Source organism: Micromonospora cabrerizensis (assembly GCF_022230955.1).
GTDB classification, from domain to species: Bacteria; Actinomycetota; Actinomycetes; order Mycobacteriales; family Micromonosporaceae; genus Micromonospora; species Micromonospora cabrerizensis.
The window spans coordinates 39,185-61,294 of record NZ_JAKKFI010000049.1; the positions used below are offsets into that span (position 1 = coordinate 39,185).

Consider the following 22,110-nt stretch of genomic DNA (forward strand, 5'->3'; position numbering starts at 1 on the left):
GCGGGGCCGGCCGAACGGTCCGGCCCCGCCCCGGAGCGCGGGTTCCGTTCCAGCCCTCGGGACGGGGCATTAGCCTCACCAGAATGAACCACGGCTTCGAGACGCTCGCCATCCACGCCGGCCAGGACCCTGAGGCCCGTACCGGCGCGGTGATCCCCCCGATCTACCAGACCAGCACGTACGCCCAGGACGCCGTCGGCGCGCCCCGGCTCGGCTACGAGTACAGCCGCTCGGGCAACCCGACCCGCGACGCGCTCCAGGAGTGCCTGGCGGCGCTGGAGGGCGGGCCCGTCGGCCTCGCCTTCGCCAGCGGACTGGCGGCGGAGGACACCCTGCTGCGGGCCGTGTGCCAGCCGGGCGACCACGTGGTGATCCCGGACGACGCGTACGGCGGCACGTACCGGCTCTTCGCCCGGGTCGCCCAGCGCTGGGGCCTGGAGTTCACCCCGGCCAAGGTCTCCGACCCGGATGCGATCCGGGCGGCGGTGCAGCCCGGCCGTACGAAGATCGTCTGGTTGGAGACGCCGACCAACCCGCTGCTCGGCATCGCCGACATCGCCGCCCTGGCCGGTGTCGCGCACGACGCGGGCGCGCTGCTGGTGGTCGACAACACCTTCGCCTCGCCGTACCTCCAGCAGCCGATCGCGCACGGCGCGGACGTGGTGGTGCACTCCACCACCAAGTACATCGGCGGGCACTCCGACGTCGTCGGCGGCGCGCTCGTCGTGGCCGACGCCGCCCTCGGCGAGGAACTGCGCTACCACCAGAACGCGATGGGCGCGATCAACGGCCCGTTCGACGCCTGGCTCACGCTGCGCGGCATCAAGACCCTCGGGGTACGGATGGACCGGCACTGCGACAACGCCGAGCGGCTGGCCGCGTACCTCGACGGGCACGCCAAGGTGGCCCAGGTGATCTACCCGGGGCTGCCCTCGCACCCCGGTCACGAGGTGGCCGCGAAGCAGATGCGCCGCTTCGGCGGCATGATCTCGTTCCGCGCCGCCGGTGGTGAGGACCACGCCGTCGAGATCTGCAACCGCACCAAGCTCTTCGTGCTCGCCGAGTCGCTGGGCGGCGTGGAGTCCCTGATCGAGCACCCGGGTCGGATGACACACGCAAGTGCTGCCGGCTCGCCGCTTGAAGTTCCCGGCGATCTCGTGCGACTGTCTGTCGGCATCGAGACGGTCGACGACCTGCTCGCCGATCTGGAGCAGGCGCTGGGCTGACCGCTGGGGAGGATGGCCGTGCAGGACATCATGGCGACCTGGGTCGGGGCGACCGCCAAGCAGATCGCCCGGGGCGTACGCCGGGGTGACGTCTCGGCCACCCAGGTCGTCGCCGACCACCTCGAGTACATCTCCCGAGCCGACCGCGAACTGGCCGCGTTCCGCGCCGTTCGCGGCGGCGAGGCGATCACCGAGGCGGAGAAGGTCGACGAGCAGGAGGACCTGGCCAACCTGCCGTTGGCCGGGGTGCCGGTGGCGGTCAAGGAGAACACTCCGGTCGCCGGCCTGCCCACCTGGAACGGGTCGGCGGCCGCCCGCAGCGACGTCGCGGAGGCCGACCACGAGGTGGTGCGCCGGCTGCGCGGGGCCGGCGCGGTCATCCTCGGCGTGACCCGCATGCCGGAGCTGGGGCTGTGGGCACTCACCGACGACGACAGCGCGGTGACCCGCAACCCGTGGGACAACACGCGTACCCCCGGCGGGTCCTCCGGTGGCGCGGCCGCCGCGGTGGCCGCCGGGCTGGTGCCGATCGCCCACGCCAACGACGGCCTCGGTTCGATCCGGATTCCCGCCGCCTGTTGCGGCCTGGTCGGGCTCAAGCCGGGTCGCGGCGTGGTCCCCTGCCAGCTCGGCGCGGACGACTGGTTCGGTCTCACCGAGCACGGCATGTTGACCAGCACCGTCGCCGACGCGGCGGTCGGTTTCTCGGTGCTCGCCGGCCGGCGTCCCGAGAAGCTGGTTCCGCCGCAGCGGCTGCGGGTGGGCGTCTCGCTGCGCTCCCCGGTGCGCGGTGTCGCGCCCGACGCCCCGAACCGGGACGCGGTTGCCGCCGCCGGTCGGCTTCTCGCCGCCGCCGGGCACGACACGATCCCCGCCGACCCGGTCTACCCCACCGCACTCGGCCTCCAGGGCATCGCCACCTGGTTCGCCGCCGCCGCCACCGACGTCCGGGCCTCCGGGCTGGACCGGCGTGGCCTGCAACGGCGTACCCGGCGGCACGTCGCCCTGGGCGAGTGGGCGCAGCGCCGCGGCTACGTGCGGGAGGCCGACCGGGCCGCGTGGCGGCAACGGTCGGTCGACTTCTTCACCGACCACTCGGTCGACCTGCTGCTCACCCCGGCGCTGGCCAGCGCGCCGCCCGAGGCGGCCCGCTGGTCGGAGCGGTCCTGGCGGGCGAACATGACAGCGAACATCCGGTACGCCCCGTACGCCGCGCCGTGGAACATCGCCGGCCTGCCGGCGGTCGTGGTGCCGGTGGGCCGGCGACCGGACGGCCTGCCGGTCGCCGTGCAACTGGTCGGTCCGCCCGGCTCGGAGCTGCTGCTGCTCGGTGTGGCCGGCCAGTTCGAGATGGCCGCCCCGTGGGCGCGCCACGCCCCCGGCTACCCCCGCGTCGGAACGGGGTCGCCGGCCACCGCATGATCGTCTACGGTGTGCGCGCATCATCGCGCGGACACGGGGGCTCTCATGCACTGCCAGACCTGCGGGGGCGCCACGTCCCCTGAGCACAACGAGTGCCAGCGGTGCTACACGCCGCTGGGCCAGCCCCCCGTCACTCCCGGGCTGCCGACCTACCGGGTACGCGGGATCGGGTTGGCCGCCCGCATCGCGGTCGGCGCGACCACCGTGCTGTTCCTGGTGGCGGCGCTCTCCCCGCTGGTGGGGATGGCCCTGGCTAGGCAGGCCCGGGTCGACAACGAGCACGAGCCGCTGCTCGCCGCGGTGATCGTGCAGGTGGTGCTGTCGCTGCCCATGGTGGCCGCGTACCTCACCGCGGCCGTCCTCGTGATCATCTGGACCTGGCGGGCGCGGAAGAACATCGAGGCGTTTCCCGGTGCGCTGACGACGCTCGGTGCAGGCTGGGCGATCGCCGGTTGGCTGGTGCCCTTCGCGAACCTCGTGGTGCCGGCCCGGGTGATCGCCAACGTGGCGCGGGATAGCCTCTGGCGGCGGTTCACCCCGACCCTGGTGACCGTCTGGTGGAGTGGCTGGCTGGTCTTCAGCATCGGCGAGCGGGTGGTCAGCCGCCTCGACAGCCGGGCGTACGAGAAGCTGCCGGCGACACCATCCACCAGCGGCGACTATCAGGCGTACGGCGACTACTACCGCGACTCACTCCTGCGCAACGCCGTGCCCGCGGTGGCCTGCGTGATCGCCGCGGTGGCCCTGTACCTGCTGATCCAGCGGATCTCCGCAGCTCAGGAGGCCCGGATCGCCCGCGCGGTGCCAGCGTGGCCGACCGCTCCGGTCTGGCCGACCGCTCCGGTCTGGCCCAACGGCGCGGTCTGGCCGGCTGCGCCGGTCCCGGCGGGGTTCGGCCCGGGGCCGGTCCCGGCGGCCTCTGTGCCGGCCGCTTCTGTGCCGGCCGCTTCTGTGCCGGCCGCCTCTGTGCCGGCCGCTTCCGTGCCGGCGGCCTCTGTGCCGGCGGCCTCTGTGCCGGCCGCTTCTGTGCCGGCCGCTTCTGTGCCGGCCGCTTCTGTGCCGGCCGCTTCTGTGCCGGCCGCTTCCGTGCCGGCGGCTCTCGTTCCGCCCGCCTCGGTTCCGGGCGGGCCGGTCCCCGCGACGCCGTCGGAGCCGGAGGCCCAGCCCCGGCCATGATCGACTCGGATTTCTGAATATCGCGGCATCATGGCGTGGTTGATACCGCGATATCAGGGATGGCGAGTGGATCAACGTCGCCCACGCCGGTGTCGCCGCACAGGGCTCCGGAGGCGGGTGGCACGATCGGGGCATGACGGAACTGGTCAGTCTCGACGACGTGCGGGCCGCACGGGAGTTGCTTGCCGGCGTCATCCGGACCACTCCGCTGGAGCCCTCCCGTCCGCTCAGCGCGGCACTGGGTGGGCCGACCTGGCTCAAGTGCGAGAACGTGCAGCGTGCCGGCTCGTACAAGGTGCGGGGCGCGTACGTGCGGATCTCCCGGCTGTCGGCCGAGGAGCGGGAGCGGGGCGTGGTCGCGGCGAGCGCGGGCAACCACGCGCAGGGCGTGGCCCTCGCCGCGGGCCTGGTCGGCACGCATGCCACCGTCTTCATGCCGGTCAACGCGCCGCTGCCGAAGGTGGCGGCCACCAAGGGGTACGGCGCGCAGGTCGAGTTGGCCGGCAACACCGTCGACGAGGCGCTGGTCGCCGCGCACAGCTACGCCGAGCTCACCGGAGCGGTGCTGATCCACCCGTTCGACCACGCCGACGTGATCGCCGGCCAGGGGACGGTGGCGCTGGAGATCCTCGAACAGTGCCCGGAGGTGAAGACGATCATCACCGGGGTGGGTGGTGGTGGGCTGATCTCGGGCATGGCGGTGGCGGCGAAGGCGTTGCGACCGGACGTCCGGATCATCGGTGTCCAGGCCGCCGGTGCTGCGGCATTCCCGCCCTCGCTGGTGGCCGGGGAGCCCGTCCGGCTGCCCGTCTTCTCCACCATCGCCGACGGCATCGCGGTCGGCCGGCCGGGGGAGATCACCTTCAACCACGTGCGCAAACTGGTCGATGAGATCGTCACGGTCTCCGAGGAGGACATCTCCCGGGCCCTGTTGATGCTGCTGGAACGCGGTAAGCAGGTTGTCGAGCCGGCCGGGGCGGTCGGCGTCGCCGCGTTGCTGGCGGGCGTGGTCGAGGTGGAGACGCCGGTGGTCGCGGTGCTGTCCGGCGGCAACATCGACCCGTTGCTGATGCTACGGGTGATCGAGCACGGGCTGGCCGCCGCGGGTCGCTACCTGCGGGTGACCGTGCGCTGCTCGGACCGGCCGGGGCAACTCGCGTCGCTGCTCAGCCAGATCGCCGAGCACCGGGCCAACGTCGTGGACGTGGAGCACCAGCGGGCCAACCCGCACCTCGGCCTCGGTGAGGTGGAGGTGGCGCTGTCGGTCGAGACCCGGGGCGTGGAGCACTCGGACACCCTGATCAGCGCCCTGCGGGCCAGCGGCTATCAGGTGGTTTTCGCCGCCGAGGCGTGACACCGGTGGGTGCCACGCCTCGGACGTGATGCTGGGGAGCGGGTCGTGCGGCTGCCGGCGGTCAGCCGGAGAACGGCTCGAAGCTGACCACGGTCACCTTGATGTCGGCGCCGCTCGGCGCCGTGTAGGTGCAGGTCTGCCCGGGCCGACCGCCCAGGATCGCCTTGCCGAGTGCCGACTCGGGGCTGTAGACGGTCAGGTCGGTGGTGGCCGCGATCTCCCGCGAACCGAGCAGGAAGGTCTCGGTGTCGTCGGCGTCGTCGTCGAAGTAGATCGTCACGACCATGCCGGGGGAGACCATGTCCGCCGAGGGCGCCTCGCCGACCTTCGCGGTGCGCAGCAGCTCCTGGAGGTAGCGGATCCGACCTTCCGCCTTGCCCTGCTCCTCGCGGGCGGCGTGGTAGCCGCCGTTCTCCCGCAGGTCGCCCTCCTCGCGCCGAGCGTTGATCTCGGCTGCGATGGCCGGGCGGTTGGCGATGTGCTCGTCGAGCTCGGCCTGGAGGCGGTCGTGCGCGTCCTGCGACAGCCAGGTGGCGGGCGCCTCGTTGCCAGTGGACACAGGCGTTCTCCTCAGTTGTGCGTGGCTGGCTGACAGGTGAACTACCAAGTTACCAGTGCAGTACGACACAGGGTGTCGGCCATCACCGCCGGTGCCCGGATCCGACACCGCGCGTAGATGCTTCCCGGCCCTCCTGGTCGGGGCTGTTCTGGCAGGTCAGGACACCGCTCGGCAGCGCATGACCTCGCCGATGAACGGCCGTGCGGTGGTGATCAGGCGGTGCTGGGTCCGCACGTGCCGGTTGCCGGGCTCGGCGGTCACCGTGACCTGTTCACGGGCCACCTCGGCGCCCGCCCGGTCCCGGGCACGCAGCAGGCAGACCGCCGATCCGCCCGACGGCACGGTCACCCGGAAGTCGACCAGCACCTGATTGTCCGTGATGTCGGTGTACGTGATCACTTGGGCGTCGTAGACCGGGTCGCCGTACTGGCGGTAGAGCCGGACGGAGATCACGGTCAGGGTGGCCACGAGCGCCAGCAGCACCACCGCCGCCAGCAACGTGCGCTGCCGCCGCCCGCCCGGTGCCCGGCGGCGGCCGTAGCGCCCGGCCGGAAAAACCGGAGCGCCTGGTGAAATTGTGGCGTGCGTCTCGGTCACCGGCGGGTATCTCCTGGCGTTGTTGTCGGCGGCATCAGCAAGAATGACAGAGTCCCATCCTCCCACCCGGTCCAGCGGCAGGAATGGCAGGTCATGCCCGCGCTGCTGACCGGCGGTCGGGGTGCGGTGAGGAAAGATCCCGGCAGGTCAGCCGGTCGAGCCCGGTCGGGTCCACCGTCCGGCACAGACGAGGAGCGCCGAAGTTGGCAGAGCAACTGCGTCTCATGGCCGTGCACGCGCACCCGGACGACGAGTCGAGCAAGGGCGCGGCGACGACGGCGAAATATGTCGCACAGGGGGTGGACGTCCTGGTCGTGACGTGCACGGGCGGCGAGCGCGGGAGCGTGCTCAACCCCAAGCTCGACCGGCCCGACGTGTGGGCCAACATCGCCGAGATCCGGCGTGCCGAGATGGACGCCGCTCGGGCGATCCTCGGCGTCGACCAGGCGTGGCTCGGCTTCGTCGACTCCGGCCTGCCCGAGGGTGACCCGCTGCCGCCGCTGCCCGAGGGTTGTTTCGCCCTGCAGGACGTCGAGGTGGCCGCCGGGCCGCTGGTGCGGCTGATGCGCGAGTTCCGTCCGCACGTGGTGACGACGTACGACGAAGAGGGCGGCTACCCGCACCCGGACCACATCATGTGCCACAAGGTGAGCGTGGCCGCGTTCGAGGCAGCCGGCGACCCGGAGCGCTACCCGGAGCTGGGCGCGCCCTGGCAGCCGTTGAAGCTCTACTACGACATCGGCTTCTCCAAGGGCAAGATCATGGCCCTGCACGAGGGCATGCTGGCCGCGGGTCTGGAGTCGCCCTACGAGGAGTGGCTCAAGCGCTGGGAGGACCGGCCCGACAAGGGCCCCCGGATCACCACGCGGGTGGAGTGCGCCGACTACTTCACGGTTCGCGACGACGCGCTGCGCGCCCACGCGACCCAGGTCGACCCGGACGGCTTCTGGTTCCACGTGCCGATGGAGCTGCAGCAGCGCGCCTGGCCGACCGAGGACTACGAGCTGGCCCGCTCGGTGGTCGACAGCCCGCTGCCCGAGTCAGACCTCTTCGCCGGGGTGCGGGAGACGGCCCACGCACGCTGATTTCCGGCGGGTCTACCCTGGTTACCAACCGCACATCGGAGGAACGCCATGCTGACCGCTGCCCAGGTGCTCGCGGAGAACAACTTCGGGGACACCCGCACGGGTGGTCTGGCCGGGCCGATGGGCCTGTTCCTCATCCTGTTGCTGGCCACCGCGACCATCCTGCTGATCCGCAACATGAACGCTCGGCTGCGCCGCCTGCCCGACCGGTTTCCGCAGCAGTCGGGTCCGACCGACCCGACCAGGGCCGATGCGGCAGTCGCCGATCCGACAGACGGGACCGCGGGGCGTGATTCATCCACGCCCGCTCCCAATGGGCACCAGCAGCAGCGGAACGGGTAGTCCGCGCATGAATCACGCCGAACCGGTTGGTCGCCCCCTGTTGCGGCCACCCGGTTTGGCTTAGCCTTCCGCCGGGGGGACCAAAAGTCTCCGAGCCGTGTGCGGGAGGGGGCGCCGATGACCAGCACAGCACCGGCCGCCCGCCGTAACCTCGGTCGGTCGGCTGACGGGGGCGGTCGATGACCTCCGGTCCAGCCGGTGAGTCGTTCGACCGGCTCGGGGTGCGGGGCACACCGGTCCGGTTGCTCGTGCTCACCGCCGCCGTCGCGTTGACCGCCGTGGTCGCCGCCACCGTCGGGTTGACCCTGCCGGCCAGGCTGCCGGCCGACGACCCCCTCGGCGGCCCGGCCCGCTTCGGCATCGCTGTCGGCGTCCTCGCTCTCGCCCAGCTCGCCCGGCTGCGGTTCCGCTCGGCCGCGGGCATGGTCAGCATCACCTGGGGCGAGGCCGCGTTGATCGTGTGTCTCTACCTGACTCCCGCCGGCTGGCTCCCGTGCGCCACGCTGCTCGGCACCGGGCTGGCCTGGACGATGCTCTCGCTGCACAACGACCGCCGTCCGGTCCTGGAGATCGTCCGGATCGCCGCGTCGCTGGCCGCCGCGTCGGCACTGGCCGTCTCCGTGACCACCGCGCTCGGGCGACCGCTGCTCGCCCCGCCCACCCCCAAGCTCGCGCTGGCCGTGATCGCCGGGTCGGTGACCTATCTCCTGGTGACCGCCTGGCTGGGCGGGGTGACTCTGGGCCTGCGGCACGGGCTGCCCATCGGGCCGCCGCTGCTCGCCGCGCTGCGCGGCAAGCTGCTGATGTTCGTCGGCAACGTGGCGGTCGGCCTCGTGGTGGTCGCCCTCCTGGAACTCGACCCACGCTGGTTGCTGTTGCTGCCGCCGCTGCTCTGGCTGCTGCAACAGACCTACCGTTACCGGCTGCGCTCCGATCAGGAGCGCCGCACCTGGCGAGCATTCGCCGAGGCCACGGCGGCGCTCAACCAGCTCGACGAGCGCGGCGTGGCCACCGCGGCGGTCACCGGAGCGCTGACGCTGTTCAGCGCCGAGCTGGTGGACGTCGACGTGGCGCGTGCCGACGGGCGGTGGCACCGCTACCGGGGCGATGCCGGCGGTCAGCTGGTCGACCGCGAGACGGGCCCACCGGACCAGTCGGAGCCGGACGAGCACGAGCTGAGCCGGGCACTGTCGGTCGGCGCCGCACCGGTCGGTCGGCTGCGGGTGCGGTTCCCCCGCTCGGCCCCGCCCAGCGCGCGCGAGCGCGACGCGGTGGCCGCGTTCGGTGACGCGCTCGCCGCCGCGCTGCACGACGCCGCAACCCACCGCGAGCTGCGGCTGGTGACCGCCCGCTCGTCGTACGAGGCGGTGCACGACCCGCTCACCGGGCTGGCCAACCGGGCGGCGATGCTCGGCAAGGGCGACCAGTCGCTGCGGCAGCTCGCGCACGATCACCCGGTGGCGCTGCTCCTGCTGGACATCAACCAGTTCAAGGAAGTCAACGACACCCTCGGTCACGCAGCGGGCGACCAGTTGCTGCGGCTGACCGCGAACCGGCTCGACGCGCTGGTCCGCCCCGGTGACCTGCTCGGCCGACTCGGTGGCGACGAGTTCGCCCTGCTGCTCACGGCGGTGCCGGTGCTCGGTGACCGGGCCGCGCCGATGGCCCACGCGCTGCGTCAGGCCCGCGAGATCGCCGAGCGGCTGGCGGCGCCGACCGAGGTGGCCGGCGTACGGATGTCGATCGAGGTTTCCGTCGGGGTGGTGGTGGCCGACGCCGGCACCGCCGACCTGACCGAGCTGCTGCGCCGGGCCGACATCGCGATGTACCAGGCCAAGGAGGGCGGCGGCAACGTCGCCGCGTACGACGGCACCCGGGACGCGGCCAGCACCGACCAGCTCGCCCTGCTGGCCGAGCTGCGCGAGGCGCTCCTGGTCGACGACCAGCTGGTGTTGGCGTTGCAACCGGCGGTCGACCTGACCACGGGTGCGCCCACCGGTGTGGAGGCGCTGATCCGCTGGCAGCATCCCCGGCGTGGGTGGCTGAGCCCGGCCGACTTCATCCGGCCGGTGGAAAACAGCGAGCAGCTCGGCACCTTCACCCGCTACGTGCTGGACAAGGCGCTCAGCGTGGCCGCCAGTTGGGCACGTGAGGGGCTGGACGTCCCGATCTCGGTCAACCTCTCGGCCCGCAGCCTGCTCGACCCCCGGTTGCCGGCGGAGATCGCCGACGCGCTGCGCCGCCACCAGGTGCCGCCGCACCGGCTCGTACTGGAGATCACCGAGACGGTGGTGATGAGCGAGCTGGAGGTCATCGACGAGGTGCTGGCCACGCTCCGGTCGATGGGCGTACAGCTCGCGGTTGACGACTTCGGCACCGGCTTCTCGTCGCTGACCTTCCTCACCCGGATCGCCGTGGACGAGTTGAAGGTGGACCGCTCGTTCGTGATCCGGATGGCGGATTCGCCGGAGGCCGCGGCGATCGTCCGGACGACCGTGGGGCTCGCCCACGAGCTGGGGCTGCGGGTGGTCGCCGAGGGGGTGGAGACCGCCGAGCAGCGGATGGCCCTGGCCGAGCTGGGTTGCACCTCCGCGCAGGGCTACCACTTCTTCAAGCCGATGCCGGCCGACAAGATCGGCGCGGTGCTCGGGTCGCTGCGCGACTCGGCGGAGTCGAACGTGTTCCGGCTGCGCGCCGACGGCGCCTCCTGACCGTTCCCGGACGGGGCGGCCAACCGCGCGCCGACCCTCTACAGTCGATCGAGCTGCGCAGATGTATCGATACTCTGCGCCCTCTCTCGAAGGGACATCATGCGACTCTCCGGGAAACGCTCCATCCTCGCCCCGGCGCTCGCGCTGGCCGTCGCGGCGTTCGGCACGCTGGCCGTCGCCGCACCCGCGTCGGCCAAGGCGCCGCAGTCCGCCTCGCTGGCGGTCAGCGGCGACCCCGACGACCCGATCACCCAGGGTCAGAGCGCGGAGTTCTCCACCGCCTCCGGCGACGGCTTCAACGTCTGGGGCACGACGAACCACCTCACCGTCCAGGTCTTCGACCCACCCGCCGGTCCCTGGACGATCGAGCTGAGCGCGCCCGTTGGTCAGCCGCTGGCCGTGGGCACCTACACCGGCGCCACCGAGAACACCTACGAGAGCCCACTACCCGGCATCGCCCTGACCGGTAACGACCAGATCTGCTCGTTCGGGCAGACCGGTTCGTTCACCGTCACCGACATCTCCTGGGGCCCGCACGGCTACCTGGAGCGCTTCGACGCCACCTTCGAGCAGCGCTGCAACTACAGCACAGGCTCGGCGCGCGGGGAGGTGCACGTCGCGAACCCGCCGCCGCCGCCGGTGCTCGCGGTCGGGGTCGAGGTGGCCACCTCGGGCACGATCGACACCGGGACCGACGAGGTGACGGTGCACGGCACGGTCACCTGCACCGCACCGGCCACCGTGTACGTGGAGGGTGGCGTCACCCAGACGTGGCACGGTCAGCGCGCCGAGGGCATCGTCCGGGCGGAGGCGGCGTGCACCCCGGGCGCGCCGGTCGCCTGGACGTCCAGCACGCCCTCGTTCACCTCGGTCCCGTTCCGGCGGGGTGCCGTGACGGTGTCGGCCAACGCCACCTCCTACGACACGACGTACGACGTCTTCGTCGGCGACGCCGACACCGCTGTGGTCCGGCTGAAGAAGGGCTGACGGGCAACCGCCCCGACCTGCTGTCCCCGTCGCGGGCTCCACCGGGCAGTGGACCGTCCGGGTGGAGCCCGCGCGGTCCCCGCCGGGGCTGGTTATGGTCGTGTGCGTGAACCGACTCGTCGACGCCACCAGCCCGTACCTGCTCCAGCACGCCGACAACCCGGTCGACTGGTGGCCCTGGTCGGACGAGGCGTTCGCCGAGGCGAAACGGCGCGACGTCCCGGTGCTCATCTCGGTCGGCTACGCGGCCTGCCACTGGTGTCACGTGATGGCGCACGAGTCGTTCGAGAACGAGCAGGTTGGCGCCCTGATGAACGACAACTTCGTGTCGATCAAGGTGGATCGTGAGGAGCGCCCGGACGTGGACGCGGTCTACATGACCGCGACCCAGGCGATGACCGGCCAGGGTGGCTGGCCGATGACCGTCTTCGCCACCCCGGACGGCACCCCGTTCTTCTGCGGCACCTACTTTCCGCGGCCCAACTTCGTCCAGTTGCTCCAGTCGGTCACCACCGCCTGGCGGGAGCAGCGCGAGGCGGTGGTGCGCCAGGGCGCCGCGGTGGTCGAGGCGATCGGCGGCGCGCAGGCCGTGGGCGGCCCCACCGCCCCGCTGGACGCGCCGCTGCTCGACGCCGCGGCCGGCAGGTTGGCCAGCGAGTACGACGCCACGAACGGTGGCTTCGGTGGCGCCCCGAAGTTCCCGCCGCACATGAACCTGCTCTTCCTGCTGCGCCACCACCAGCGCACCGGCGACCCACGCAGCCTGGAGATCACCCGGCACACCGCCGAGGCGATGGCCCGTGGCGGCATCTACGACCAGCTCGCCAGCGGCTTCGCCCGATACTCGGTGGACGCGCACTGGACGGTGCCGCACTTCGAGAAGATGCTCTACGACAACGCGTTGCTGCTGCGGCTCTACAGCCAGCTGTGGCGGCTCACCGGTGACCCGCTGGCCCGTCGGGTGGCGCGGGACACTGCCCGCTTCCTCGCCGACGAGCTGCACCGGCCGGGCGAGGGTTTCGCGTCCGCGCTGGACGCCGACACCGAGGGCGTCGAGGGGCTCACCTACGCCTGGACGCCCGCTCAGCTCACCGAGGCGCTGGGTGAGGAGGACGGCCGTTGGGCCGCCGACCTCTTCGCGGTGACCGAGGAGGGCACCTTCGAACACGGCATGAGCGTGCTCAGGCTCGCGCGGGACGTCGACGACGCCGCGCCCGAGGTGCGGGCCCGCTGGCAGCAGGTGGTCGGGCGACTGCTCGGTGCCCGGGACACCCGGCCACAGCCGGCCCGCGACGACAAGGTGGTGGCCGCCTGGAACGGCCTGGCGATCACCGCCATCGTGGAGTTCCTCCAGGTGGCCGCGTTGTCCGCGTCCCCGCAGGACGAGGACGCCAACCTGATGGACGGCGTGACGATCGTCGCGGACGGCGCGATGCGTGACGCGGCCGAGCACCTGGCCACCGTGCACCTGGTCGACGGTCGGCTGCGCCGGGTCTCCCGGGACGGCAGGGTCGGCGAGCCGGCCGGCGTCCTGGAGGACTACGGCTGCGTGGCCGAGGCCTTCTGTGCGCTGCACCAGCTCACCGGCGAGGGCCGCTGGCTCACCCTGGCCGGCGAGCTGCTGGACACCGCGTTGGCGCGCTTCGCCGCGCCCGGTGGCGCCTTCTACGACACCGCCGACGACGCGGAACGGCTGGTGGCCCGGCCCGCCGACCCGACCGACAACGCCACCCCGTCCGGCCGGTCGGCGTTGATCGCCGGACTGGTCGCGTACTCGGCGCTGACCGGGGAGACGCGCTACCGGGAGGCCGCCGAGGCGGCGCTCGCCACGGTCGCGCCGATCGTCGGGAAGCACCCCCGGTTCACCGGCTACGCGGCCATGGTCGGTGAGGCGTTGCTCTCCGGGCCGTACGAGATCGCCGTGGTGACCGACGACCCGGCGGGCGATCCCCTGGTGGCCGCGGCCCGACGGCACGCCCCTCCCGGGGCGGTGGTCGTCGCCGGGCAACCGGACCAGCCCGGTGTGCCGCTGCTGGCCGACCGTCCGCTGGTCGACGGGCGGTCCGCCGCGTACGTCTGCCGGGGGTTCGTCTGCCAGCGGCCGGTCACCTCCGTCGAGGACCTGGTCGCCGAGCTGCGCTGAGCCCACCGCCACGCCCTGTAGTGCCCGCGCCGCCGGCCCCGGACGTCTCCCGGACGGGTCGGCGGCGCGGGTGCCGGCCCTGCGGGTGGTCACGCCGATGGCCCGGATAGGCTGGCCGCGCTATGGATTCCCGTACCGGTCTGCCTGTTGTCGGCATGGTGGGTGGCGGCCAGTTGGCCCGGATGACCCACCAGGCCGCGATCGCCCTCGGCCAGTCACTGCGTGTGCTCGCGACCGCCCCCGACGACGGCGCGGCGCTGGTCGCCGCCGACGTCCAGTACGGCGACCACACCGATCTGGCCGCCCTGCGCACCTTCGCCAAGGGCTGCGACGTCGTCACCTTCGACCACGAGCACGTGCCCTCGGAGCACATCCGGACGCTGGCGGCGGAAGGGGTGACCCTGTACCCGCCGGCGGACGCGCTGCTGCACGCCCAGGACAAGCAGGTCATGCGGGAACGCCTGACCGAGCTGGGTGCCCCCAACCCGCTGTGGCGGCCGGTCGGCGAGCCCGACGACCTGGTCGGGTTCGGCCAGCAGGTCGGCTGGCCGGTGGTGCTCAAGGCGGCGCGCGGCGGCTACGACGGTCGCGGTGTCTGGATGGTCGACGACGCCGCCCAGGCCACCGAGCTGGCAGCCACGCTGCTGGCCGGCGGCACCCGGCTGATCGTCGAGGAGCGGGTGCCGTTGCGCCGGGAGCTGGCCGTGCAGGTCGCCCGGTCGCCGTTCGGTCAGGTGGCCGCGTACCCGGTGGTCGAGACGGTGCAGCGGGACGGCATCAACGTGGAGGTGCTGGCCCCGGCGCCCGGCCTGGACGAGGAACTGGCGGTCTCCGCCCAGCAGCTCGCCATCGACCTGGCCACCGCGCTCGGCGTCATCGGCCTGCTGGCCGTGGAGCTGTTCGAGGTGCGCGACGAGGCCGGCCGCCCCGCCATCGTGGTCAACGAGCTGGCGATGCGCCCGCACAACTCCGGGCACTGGACCATCGAGGGTTCCCGGACCTCACAGTTCGAGCAGCACCTGCGGGCGGTGCTGGACTACCCGATGGGCGACACCGCGCTGACCGCGCCGGTGGTGGTGATGGCGAACGTGCTCGGCGGAGAGCCGGGCGGGATGTCGATCGACGAGCGGCTGCACCACCTGTTCGCCGCCGAGCCGGGTGCCAAGGTGCACCTGTACGGCAAGCAGGTGCGACCAGGCCGGAAGGTCGGTCACGTCACGGTGCTCGGCGACGATTTGGACGACGTACGGGCACGCGCCGCACGCGCCGCGCGGTGGCTGCGTGAGGGGCACGAGTGAGCCCCTCGGGCGAGAAGGAGACCCCAGTGACCACGGTCGGGCTGATCATGGGCAGCGACTCGGACTGGCCGACCATGCGGGCCGCGGCCGAGGTGCTGGACGACTTCGGCGTGGCGTACGAGGTGCGGGTGATCTCGGCGCACCGCACTCCGGTGGCGATGATCGAGTACGGCCGGGACGCGGCTGACCGGGGCCTGAAGGTGATCATCGCTGGGGCTGGCGGTGCCGCCGCGCTCCCGGGCATGGTCGCCTCGGTGACACCACTGCCGGTGATCGGCGTGCCGGTGCCGCTCAAGCACCTGGACGGCATGGACTCACTGCTGTCCATCGTGCAGATGCCGGCCGGGATCCCGGTGGCAACCGTGTCGATCGGCAACGCCCGCAACGCCGGCCTGCTCGCCGTACGGATCCTCGGCGCCAACGACCAGGATCTGCGCGCGAAGATGACGACCTACCAGCAGGACCTGGAGAAGCTGGTCGCCAGCAAGGAAGCCGCCCTTCAGGCAACCCTCCGGTAGCCCCCGCCAACCCGACCCGCGCACCCGGACCACTCACCGAGCCCACTCACCCAGCCCGCCGTGACCCCCCGATTTACCTCATGCCGCGTAGCGCCGTCTGTAGGCGGTCCTGGGCGCGGCGGCGGCGCTCGTTGCTGGCACCGAGCACGAGCAGCAGGATGCCGACCGGGATGAGCGCGAGCCACGGGCCGAGGCTGAACAGGGCGTGGATCGCGGCGATCGCGGTCACCGACGCGCCGACGATCACCGGCGCCTGCTGCCGGGTGGACGAGCCGAAGATCAGCACCGCGACCGCGCCGAGCAGCAGGAGCATCTGCCGCAGCGTGCTGGACTCGGTGGCCAGCACGATGGCGAGCGTCGGCACGAAGGCGGCGACCAGCGCGGGCCCGTACGCCACCCAGCTGCTCATGTCCGGTCGGTGGCGCAGCTCCAACACGCCGACGAGCAGCGCCAGAGCGGCGAACGGCAGCGTGTACGCCTCGGGCAGCGCCACGTCGGCGACCCGCATCAGGATCCACCACGCGGTGATCTCGCAGACCACCACGGCCCAGAACAGGATGCGGCGTTCCACCGGCCGGCGACCGGGTCGGGTCGCCGCCACCCCGAGGACCGCACCCCAGGCCGCCAGCAGGGCGGCGATGTGTCGGGGCGAGTCGAAGGCGAGGGCCAGGGCGATCAGCGCGGCGGCGTAGCCGCTCCACTCCACCGTGGAGGCCTCCCGCTGCGCCTCGGGACGGCGTAGCCGGGGCAGGGTCGCGGCGAGCACCTGGAGGACCGCTCCGACGGCGAGCACCCCGAACGCGGACCAGACGGCGGCGAGCCCGGCGACCAGACCGGCGGTGAGCACGAAGAGCTGCGCCATGAGTGAGGCGAAGAGCCAGCCGAGGATGCGCGCCCGCTGGGTGGTGCCGAACAGCGCCCCCACCGCGCCCACCGCGACGGCGCTGCCGAGCGTGAACAGGGTCATCTGCCGGTCGGCCAGGCTGCCGGCGAGCCCGGCGCTGCCGCCGGCCAGACCCATGGCGAACACCAGCACCCGGGCCAGCCGCAGCGAGCGGGCCCGCTCGGCCAGTGGCGGCGGTGGGGTCAGCGCGAGACCGAGCATCGCGATCGTGAAGACGGAGAGCGCGGCCACGGTGCTGGCGGGCCAGCCCTGACCCAGCGCGAGGGGTGCGATCAGCAGGGTGACGGCTGCGCCGGGCAGCACCACCGGCACGGCCCGGGAACGACGCCCACCGCTGAACCCGGTGGCGGCCAGCGCCGCGGTCGCGGTGAGCAGCAGGGCCGTCAGCACGTGGGTCGGGTTGACCACGTCCGGTGGTGGGGTGAGCAGCTCCGGTGGTGGGCCCTGCCAGATCCGGGTCAGTGTGCGGTGCGGCTCGACCAGGGCGGTGACCAGTGCGGGCGCGATCGAGGCGAGCGCCAGGGCGGTCGGGACGGCCGCCGCGGCCAACGCGCCCGCGGCCGGGTTGAATCGCCACCGCCGTCGCTCCGGGTCGTCCGGCAGTCGACGTAGCGCGCCGTCGAGCCGTACCGCCCAGCGCCGGACCGGCTGGGCGGCGCCGGTGGGTGGCACGGTGGCCGCGCGGATCAGCTCGGCCAGCACGCCGAGCAGGGCGGCGGCGGCCGCGTAGACGCCCGCGGCGAGGCCGGTGGGGATGGCGGCGAGGGCGCTGATGCTGGCCCCGCCGACCACCGCCGCGCTGACCCAGGGCAGATATTGCGGCACCTGCCGGCGGACCGCGGCCACGGCGGCCAGGCCGAGGCTGGACGCGGCCAGCGCGGCGGTCAGCACCACCTGCGCCGAGTGGCCGAATTCGGCGGCCAGCGCCGCCACCGAGCCGGGAAGGGCCAGCAACGCGGCGCCGATCGCCGCCCCGCCGATCTGCGCCAGGTGCGGGGGCATCCCCTCGGTGTCGATGTCGCTCACCTGCGGGCCGGCCAGCACGCGGGCCAGCGTGGCCACCACCACGCCGATCAGCGCGATGCTGCCCAGGGCCAGCGCCGTGGTCCAGGGCCGGACCAGGCCGGCCCCGGCGGCGTGCAACGCGACCACCCCGGCCACCGTTGCCCGGGACAGGCTGGCGCGGGCCTCCTCGGTGGCCACCGAGGCGATGCCGTACACGGTGGCGACCATCCCGCCGATGAGGACCGGCGACCACCAGGCCAGGTCGAACGCGGCTGGCGCGCCGATCGTGGCGAGCACCGCCGCCACGCCGGACACGTCCCACCGCCAGGGCCGCGGGAGCAGGATGCCGGCGGCGAGGGCCAACAGCGCCAGCGCGACCGGTGCCTGCCAGGTGGAGCCGCCGACGGGCGCGGCGGGCCAGTCGCTCAGGTCGCCTCTCCAGATCGGGCCGGGTGTGGCGAGCACGCCGACACCACCGCGCACCGCGGACCAGCCGGCGAGTACGCCGATGAGGGCACCGCCGACGGCGAGGCCGAGGATCGGCCCGCGTCGCCACTCCTCCGGCATGGTGCGTGCACCCACGGCAACCACCAGGACCAGCGCGGCGGCCACCGCCAACTGCCCACCCGGGGCGAGCACCGCCCCGATCCGCACCAGGGTGGCGATCAGGGCGGTGGTGACCGCGGCGGCGGCCAGGTCCGAGCCGTCCAGGGTGAGGTCGGCGCGCCGACCGGCGTCGATGGACGGGGCCAGGAAGAGCAACACCGCCGCGACCAGCAGCAGTGCGCCGACCCAGGCGTCGGCGACGGTCGCGCCGGGTGCGCCGAACGCGGCGGCGGTGACCACCAGGGCGCCCAGCCCGGTGCCGACCGACAGCGGAGCGGGGATGCGGCGCTGGGAGACCTGCACGACGGCGGCGTAGCCGAGGGTCACGCAGACCGCCAGGAAGCTGGCGGCCAGGACCGGGACGGTCACCTCCCGGAGGCTGGCCGGGGTGGGGGTCGGGTCGGTCGGCATGGTGGCGGCCACGAACGCGGCCACCGCCCCGGGCAGCGCGAACGCGGCACCTCCGGCCGCCCAGGCGGTGACCGTGTCGGAGGCGGCCGAGGCGATCCGGACCCGGGGAGCCAGCGTGACCAGCGTGCCGGCCACGAACAGGGTGACCAGGACCGCGGCGGTGAGGGTGGGGCTGGCGAGGCTGGCGCCGGCGCCGAACAGGCCCACCACGGCCGCCCCGATGGCGTGCGCCACCGCGGCCCGGTCGGTGCGGGCGGAGAGCCCGATGACGCCGATGCCGATCGAGGTGATCACCATCGGCCAGGGTGCCGCCGCCCAGCCGAGACCGAACGAGGCCGGAACGGCGAGCGCGGTCAGCGCCGCGCCGGCGACCGCGAACTCACGGCGGATCTCCGGGGGCAGCGCCAGCACCGCCGCGATGGTGAGCAGGAACGCGGCGCCCGCGAGCTGCCAGGTGGTCGGTCCGACCGCGGCGGCCAGCTCGGCCGGGTACCGACTGAGGTCGGCGCCCCAGGCGGGCAGCGCCGCCCGGACCGGCGCCACCCCGGCGCGCAGCGCGCCTCCGGCGACCACCACGCCGCTGACGGTCAGCGCCACCGCCGAGGCGATCTGTGGGCCACGTCGGGCGGTCTCGGGGACCGCGCGTACCGCCAGCCCGGTCACCGTGATGACCACCGCGATCAGCAGCAACGCCTGGTCGGGCAGCGCCACCGAGGCGATTCGGCTGAGCGCGCCGATCACGGCCAGCGTGACGATGCCGGCCGCGACGTCGGGCAGCGGTGGCCGACGCAGCACCAGCGCGCCGGCCAACCCGACCGCGGCGGCCAGCAGCAGCACCATCCCGGCGCCGGTCGCGGTCGGCACGGTCTGCGCCCGCAGCAGGGCGGTGACCGCGTACGCCAGGGCGACGGCGACCGCCACCGCGTGCAGCAACCAGGTCAGCTCGCGCAGCCCGGGCACCGGGCGGAGCGACCCGGCGTCGGTGGAACCCGCGCTGGCGTCGATCAGCTCGCCGGCCTCCTCCGGGTCGCCCTCCGGGCGGCTCTCACCGTCGCGCTGGCGGGGCGTCGACGGGGTGCCCGGCACCGGCAGGTCCTGCCGGACGGGGCGTTCCAGGGCCACACCGGAGCGGGCCAGCCAGAGGTCGACGAGGGCGACCAGAGCGAGCACCAGCGCCCAGCCGCCCGGCCCGGTGATCCGGTCGTACGCCAGCAGTGGCAGCACCGGCTGCGCGGCGAGGACGGTGGCGAAGCGGGGTGCGCGCAGACCCGTCCAGCGGGCGTAGCCGAATGCGACGGCTGCCGTGACCGCGAAGATGACCCCGCTGAAGATCGTGGCGGAGCCGCCGCCGGTGCCGATCCGGTCCACCGCCCAGAGGGCGTTGCCGGCGAGCGGCACCAGCAGCAGGCCGACCGCGGCGATGGTCTCGGCGGTCGAGGTGAGCCCGCGCCGGGCCAGCACCGGCGGGGCGAGCAGCATCAGCACGGTGGCCAGGAGCAGGATGCCGAGCCGGGCCACCGCGTCCATCGAGCTGGTCGCCACCGCGGCGAAGACCACCGCGGCAACCCCGAGCAGCAGGGCGCCCAGCCCGAGGGGGATGTTCTGCACCTCGCGCGACGAGGCCTCCGGCGGGTGCTCCGGGTCGTCCGCGTCCAGCCAGCTCGGCCGGGGCGGGGGCGGCGGCGGGTCCTCCGAAGCGGGTGGGGTGTTCTGCCGGGGCACCCGGGGCGGCGCGCCGTTGGTGGCGGTGGCGCTCGGTGGCCGCCGGCCGGGACGGCGGCGCAGCACCCGCCGTGGCCGGGTGGCCTGCTTGAGGCGCTCCTCGCCGGCATGGGCGAGGATGTCGCGCTGGAAGAGCGCAGCCTGCATCTTGGCGGCGATCTGCCGTTGCTCGCGGGCGATGGCGGCGTCGCGCGCCTTCATCTCCGCGATCGAGCGCTCGATGTCCGCCAAGTGTTCGACCCACTGCGGCTGATCAGCCCCACAGTGCGGGCATCGGACGGCCGGCTTGATCTCCCGGCCGCACGAGGAGCATTGAAAGGTCGCCACGACACCCCTCCACCCGCACTGTGGACTCCCACTGTCGCAGCATGCCCAAAGCTGGCCCGGATTTCGACTCTTGTCGGCGGGTCCGGGGCAAACAACGACAGCGGCCGGCCACCGATTGCTCGGTGGCCGGCCGCTGGAGGTCGTCCGGTCAGGGGCGGCCCATGCCCCGGTACTCCCAGCCAGCCTGGGTCCACAGTGCCGAATCGAGACAGTTTCGGCCGTCGACCACCTTGCGGCCGTTGACCAGCTCGCCGAGGGCGACCGGGTCGGCGTTGCGGAAGTCGGCCCACTCGGTGAGGACGCAGACCAGGTCGGCGCCAGCGACGGCCTCGTTGATGCCGGCCTCGTAGGTCAGCTCGGGGACGGCCCGTCGGGCGTTCTCGGTGCCCTGCGGGTCGTACACGTGCACCTCGGCGCCGGCCTTGTGCAACAGCGCGGCGACGGCGAGCGCCGGGGCGTCGCGGACGTCGTCGGTGTTGGGCTTGAACGTCGCACCGAGCACGGCGATCCGGGTGCCGGAGAAGTCCGGACCGGCCGGCCCGCTGCGGCGGCCGAGCAGGTCGGCGGCGAGGTTGAGCACCCGGGTACGGCGGCGAAGGTTGATCAGGTCGACCTCGTGCAGGAAGCGCAGCGCCTCGCCGGCGCCCAACTCCTGGGCGCGGGCCTGGAAGGCGCGGATGTCCTTGGGCAGGCAGGCGCCGCCGAAGCCGAGGCCGGCCTGGAGGAACCGGTTGCCGATCCGCGGGTCGTACCCGATCGCGCGGGCCAGCTGGGTGACGTCGCCACCGGACGCCTCGCAGACCTCGGCCATCGCGTTGATGAAGGAGATCTTGGTGGCCAGGAAGGCGTTCGCGGCGACCTTGACCAGCTCGGCGGTGGCGAAGTCGGTGACCACCAGGGGCACCTCGCGGTCCTCCGTGGCGGCCAGGTCGAACACGCCCTTGTGCGCGGCGTAGAGCATGCCGTTGGCCCACTCGCTCTTCACGCCGACGACGATGCGGTTGGGGCGCAGGACGTCGTCGACGGCGAAGCCCTCCTGGAGGAACTCGGGGCTCCACGCCACCTCGACGCCGAGGTCGTCGGGGGTGTGCTTGCCGACGAGCTGCTCCACCCAGTCCGCGGTGCCGACCGGCACGGTGGACTTGCCGACGATCAGTGCCTTGCGGGTCAGGTGCTGCGCGAGGCTGGTGACCGACGCCTCGACGTACGACAGGTCGGCGCCCATGCCGTCCGCCCGCTGCGGGGTGCCGACGCAGATGAAGTGCACGTCACCGAACTCGGCGGTCTCGGCGATGTCGGTGCTGAACCGGAGGCGTCCGGCGGCGAGGTTGCGCCGCAGCAGCTCGTCCAGGCCGGGTTCGTGGATGGGCACCTGACCGGCGTTCAACATCGCGATCTTGTCCGCGTCGACGTCGAAGCCGAGCACGTCGTAGCCCAGCTCGGCGTAGCAGATGGCGTACGTCGCACCGAGGTAGCCAGTCCCCAGGAACGTCACCCGCGGCCGAGGCGCGCCCGAGGGCGGTGTCACCGCGGCGATGGCGGGGGTCGGCTGGATGGTGGGGTAGGGGATCGTCACGCCTGTTTCTCCGCTCGCACTGGCGGCGCGTCGTCGCGTCGCATTCTGCTGCGGCGCCTGGGCGGGGCACCGGAGGGTTGGCTCACTGTCTCGTCCTCCATCATTGCCCAGCGGCGTGGGTGCACCCGCATGCCCATACCT

At 73.2% G+C, this 22,110-nt stretch carries 15 protein-coding genes; 11 read left to right on the forward strand and 4 right to left on the reverse strand.

The window, feature by feature from the left end; translation table 11 throughout:
• The first annotated feature begins 83 nt into the window (after window positions 1-83).
• From LADH09A_RS07790 to ilvA, 4 genes are all read left to right on the forward strand, one after another.
• Window positions 84-1,226, forward strand: coding sequence for a cystathionine gamma-synthase (locus LADH09A_RS07790; RefSeq protein WP_099850618.1), 1,143 nt, complete (start codon window positions 84-86; stop codon window positions 1,224-1,226).
• A 12-nt stretch (window positions 1,227-1,238) separates the two neighbouring features.
• Window positions 1,239-2,648 (forward strand): amidase, encoded by a 1,410-nt coding sequence (locus LADH09A_RS07795; RefSeq protein ID WP_238644196.1) that lies wholly within the window; start codon window positions 1,239-1,241, stop codon window positions 2,646-2,648.
• A 45-nt stretch (window positions 2,649-2,693) separates the two neighbouring features.
• Window positions 2,694-3,824 carry a DUF4328 domain-containing protein gene (locus LADH09A_RS07800; RefSeq protein WP_238644197.1) on the forward strand — a complete coding sequence of 377 codons (1,131 nt, stop codon included), beginning with the start codon at window positions 2,694-2,696 and terminating at the stop codon, window positions 3,822-3,824.
• Window positions 3,825-3,957: 133 nt separating this feature from the next.
• Window positions 3,958-5,178 (forward strand): threonine ammonia-lyase, encoded by a 1,221-nt coding sequence (gene ilvA, locus LADH09A_RS07805; protein ID WP_238644198.1) that lies wholly within the window; start codon window positions 3,958-3,960, stop codon window positions 5,176-5,178.
• Window positions 5,179-5,239: 61 nt separating this feature from the next.
• On the opposite strand, the gene greA is transcribed toward ilvA, so the two are convergent.
• A complete protein-coding gene (gene greA, locus LADH09A_RS07810) occupies window positions 5,240-5,737 on the reverse strand; it encodes a transcription elongation factor GreA (RefSeq protein WP_238644199.1) in 498 nt (165 codons plus the stop codon).
• 156 nt (window positions 5,738-5,893) lie between these two features.
• Window positions 5,894-6,334: a DUF4307 domain-containing protein gene (locus tag LADH09A_RS07815; RefSeq protein WP_238644200.1), complete on the reverse strand. Its 441-nt coding sequence runs from the start codon at window positions 6,332-6,334 to the stop codon at window positions 5,894-5,896.
• 203 nt (window positions 6,335-6,537) lie between these two features.
• On the opposite strand from LADH09A_RS07815, the gene mca reads away from it, so the two are divergent.
• The 7 genes from mca (at window position 6,538) to purE (ending at window position 15,418) form a co-directional block, all read left to right on the forward strand.
• On the forward strand, window positions 6,538-7,419 hold the full coding sequence (mca, locus tag LADH09A_RS07820) for a mycothiol conjugate amidase Mca (protein ID WP_238644201.1): 882 nt from the start codon (window positions 6,538-6,540) through the stop codon (window positions 7,417-7,419).
• A gap of 48 nt (window positions 7,420-7,467) precedes the next feature.
• Complete coding sequence (locus tag LADH09A_RS07825; protein ID WP_238644202.1) at window positions 7,468-7,761, forward strand: hypothetical protein; 294 nt, start codon at window positions 7,468-7,470, stop codon at window positions 7,759-7,761.
• Between the two features lie 179 nt (window positions 7,762-7,940).
• Window positions 7,941-10,472 (forward strand): putative bifunctional diguanylate cyclase/phosphodiesterase, encoded by a 2,532-nt coding sequence (locus LADH09A_RS07830; protein WP_238644203.1) that lies wholly within the window; start codon window positions 7,941-7,943, stop codon window positions 10,470-10,472.
• Window positions 10,473-10,571: 99 nt separating this feature from the next.
• Window positions 10,572-11,459, forward strand: a complete 888-nt coding sequence (locus LADH09A_RS07835) for a hypothetical protein (protein ID WP_238644204.1) — start codon at window positions 10,572-10,574, stop codon at window positions 11,457-11,459.
• Window positions 11,460-11,565: 106 nt separating this feature from the next.
• The gene (locus LADH09A_RS07840; RefSeq protein ID WP_238644205.1) at window positions 11,566-13,602 is read left to right on the forward strand and encodes a thioredoxin domain-containing protein; all 2,037 of its coding nucleotides are present in this window, start codon (window positions 11,566-11,568) and stop codon (window positions 13,600-13,602) included.
• A 122-nt stretch (window positions 13,603-13,724) separates the two neighbouring features.
• On the forward strand, window positions 13,725-14,900 hold the full coding sequence (locus LADH09A_RS07845; RefSeq protein WP_238644206.1) for a 5-(carboxyamino)imidazole ribonucleotide synthase: 1,176 nt from the start codon (window positions 13,725-13,727) through the stop codon (window positions 14,898-14,900).
• A 26-nt stretch (window positions 14,901-14,926) separates the two neighbouring features.
• Complete coding sequence (gene purE, locus LADH09A_RS07850; RefSeq protein WP_238644207.1) at window positions 14,927-15,418, forward strand: 5-(carboxyamino)imidazole ribonucleotide mutase; 492 nt, start codon at window positions 14,927-14,929, stop codon at window positions 15,416-15,418.
• A 73-nt stretch (window positions 15,419-15,491) separates the two neighbouring features.
• Here the strand turns inward: purE and LADH09A_RS07855 are convergent, their stop codons facing one another.
• A complete protein-coding gene (locus LADH09A_RS07855) occupies window positions 15,492-20,393 on the reverse strand; it encodes an SCO7613 C-terminal domain-containing membrane protein (protein WP_238644208.1) in 4,902 nt (1,633 codons plus the stop codon).
• A 148-nt stretch (window positions 20,394-20,541) separates the two neighbouring features.
• The gene (locus LADH09A_RS07860; protein ID WP_238644209.1) at window positions 20,542-21,969 is read right to left on the reverse strand and encodes a UDP-glucose dehydrogenase family protein; all 1,428 of its coding nucleotides are present in this window, start codon (window positions 21,967-21,969) and stop codon (window positions 20,542-20,544) included.
• Window positions 21,970-22,110 lie beyond the last annotated feature (141 nt).